Here is a 2,211-nt window from a genome sequence, read left to right on the forward strand (position 1 = left end):
CTGCTGCGGGCGGTCGCGGGCGACCCGGAGAACCTCCAGATCATGTACGGGATCGCGGGCGAGCGTGAGCTCGGCGAGGCGGAGCTGGACTGGCTGCCCGGCTACGAGAACTCGGGCCCCGTCCGGGTCGGCAACGGCGCCGCGAACCAGCTGCAGCTCGACGTGTACGGCGAGGTCACCGAGGCGCTGCACCTGGCGCACATGACGGGCCTGGCCCGCAACGACTACGCGATGGGCCTCCAGCTCAAGCTGATCGAGTACCTGGAGAAGCACTGGGAGGAGCCGGACGAGGGCATCTGGGAGGTGCGCGGCCCGCGCCGGCACTTCGTGCACTCCAAGGTGATGGCCTGGGTCGCGGTGGACCGCACGATCAAGCTCATCGAGGCCGGGGACGTGGAGGGGCCGCTGGACCGGTGGCTCCGGCTGCGCGACGACATCCACCGCGACGTCTGCGAGCGCGGGTACGACAAGGAGCGCAACACCTTCACCCAGTCCTACGGCTCGAAGGAGCTGGACGCCTCGCTGCTGCTGATCCCGCAGATGGGCTTCCTGCCCCCGGACGACAAGCGGGTCATCGGCACCATCGAGGCGATCCAGCGGGAGCTGTCCACGGAGGACGGCTTCGTGCTCCGCTACCCGACCGACGGCGAGGAGGCGGGCGTGGACGGTCTGGAGGGCGACGAGGGCGCCTTCCTGGCCTGCTCGTTCTGGCTGGCGGACGACCTGGCGATGATCGGGCGGGTCGACGAGGCGCGCCAGCTCTTCGAGAAGCTGCTGTCCCTGCGCAACGACCTGGGTCTGCTGGCCGAGGAGTGGGACTCCAAGCTCCAGCGCCAGGTGGGCAACTTCCCGCAGGCCTTCAGCCACGTCCCGCTGATCGACACGGCGCTGCGGCTGACGGCGAGCGGGGCGTACGTCGGCTGACCCGGGCCACGCGAGGCCCCCGGGGCCACGGCGGGAGGCCCCGCCGTGGCCCCGGTTCGCTGTCCGGGGGCGGGCGTCATGTCCCCCGCTGCGGCCGGTCCGAATCCCCGGCGTCCGGTCCGGCCAGGGCGGAACGCCAGGGGGCAGGTAGCGCCCGGGGACGCCGGTCCGGCCGGCGTAGCGGACGGTGTCCGTCAGGGTACGGAGAGCGTGGGTGGGCCTGCGGGCTCCGGCGCGGTCCCGTCGCCGGGCGAGCGCCGGCCGGATGAGTCCCCTCGTGCGTCGGAGGTCGCTGAGGTGGTTCGGGGCGCGGTCGCATGCCGCCGGAATATCGGTGCCGGCGGCTTTCCGGGAGGGCGCACGAGGGGTCGCTGGAGGCATTGGGCCGCATTTTCCTCCTTTCCGCAGGCAGGGAGCATGCCCACGGGGGAGACAGGGCTCCGAAAAAAACCGGCCCACCGAAAAGTAAGAGGACCGCGCAATATCGGCGGCGGGCAGGTCAGGAATTTCCCCCAGCACCAGGGAACCGGGCCCGAAGCAACGTCAAAGCGTCCTGGAAATAACCAGAGCACTCACGGCGGGGACAGAACTCCGCACTTCCACGGCGACCCGGCGGCCGACGCCCGCTCACGGCGTGGCCGCCCCACCACGATGCCGGACCGCCTGCACAGCGCGCCGTGGGCACGCCCGCACGGCGTCGCGCACGCCGGGCGGACGCGTATGCGCGCCCGCCCCGCCCCATTGGCTTTCCGGAGGGAAGAGGGCTCAAAAGTTCCGGCCTTGAATTAACCTTAATAGTATTTTTCCTGGATATCCGGGAGCGGGTTGCCGGGCCGAAAGATGGGGATATCCCTGGTGTGCAGGAAAACGGTGCCATTCGCTTACCACCGGCATCGGTCCAGCCACCCGAACGAATAGACACATGGACCAAGGGCTCTTCTTCGGCCACCTGGCGAGAACGTCGTCCTGACCGATGGCAGCGCACTTCTGCCCCGGGACGGCCGTCCCGGGCCCGGCGTGCGTGTGGAGAACCATACGGAGGCATCATGGTCACACCGCCGACGTCTCATCCCCCGACCACCGCACAGGCCGCACAGGCCGCCCACGCGCCCGGCACCGACGGCGCCGCCCCTCCCGACGCGTCCTGCGGCCCCCCTCCGCAGGAGCCGCCGGAGCGTCCGTGCGGCCCCCAGGGTCCGTCCGGCCCTCAGGGACCCCCCGGCCCCCAGGGACCGCCCGGACGCACGGGCTGCACCGGCCCCGCCGGTCCCACGGGGCCGGCGGGCG

Annotated in this window: 1 protein-coding gene; it reads left to right on the top strand. The window is 71.5% G+C overall.

All coding sequences use genetic code 11. The annotated features are described in order from the left end of the window. Window positions 1–924: glycoside hydrolase family 15 protein (locus tag IH13_RS0125230; protein WP_031088142.1), on the top strand; the 924-nt coding region annotated here is incomplete at its 5' end. Window positions 925–2,211: the final 1,287 nt, after the last annotated feature.

It is taken from the genome of Streptomyces sp. NRRL WC-3549, from assembly GCF_000721935.1.
Classification (GTDB): Bacteria; Actinomycetota; Actinomycetes; order Streptomycetales; family Streptomycetaceae; genus Streptomyces.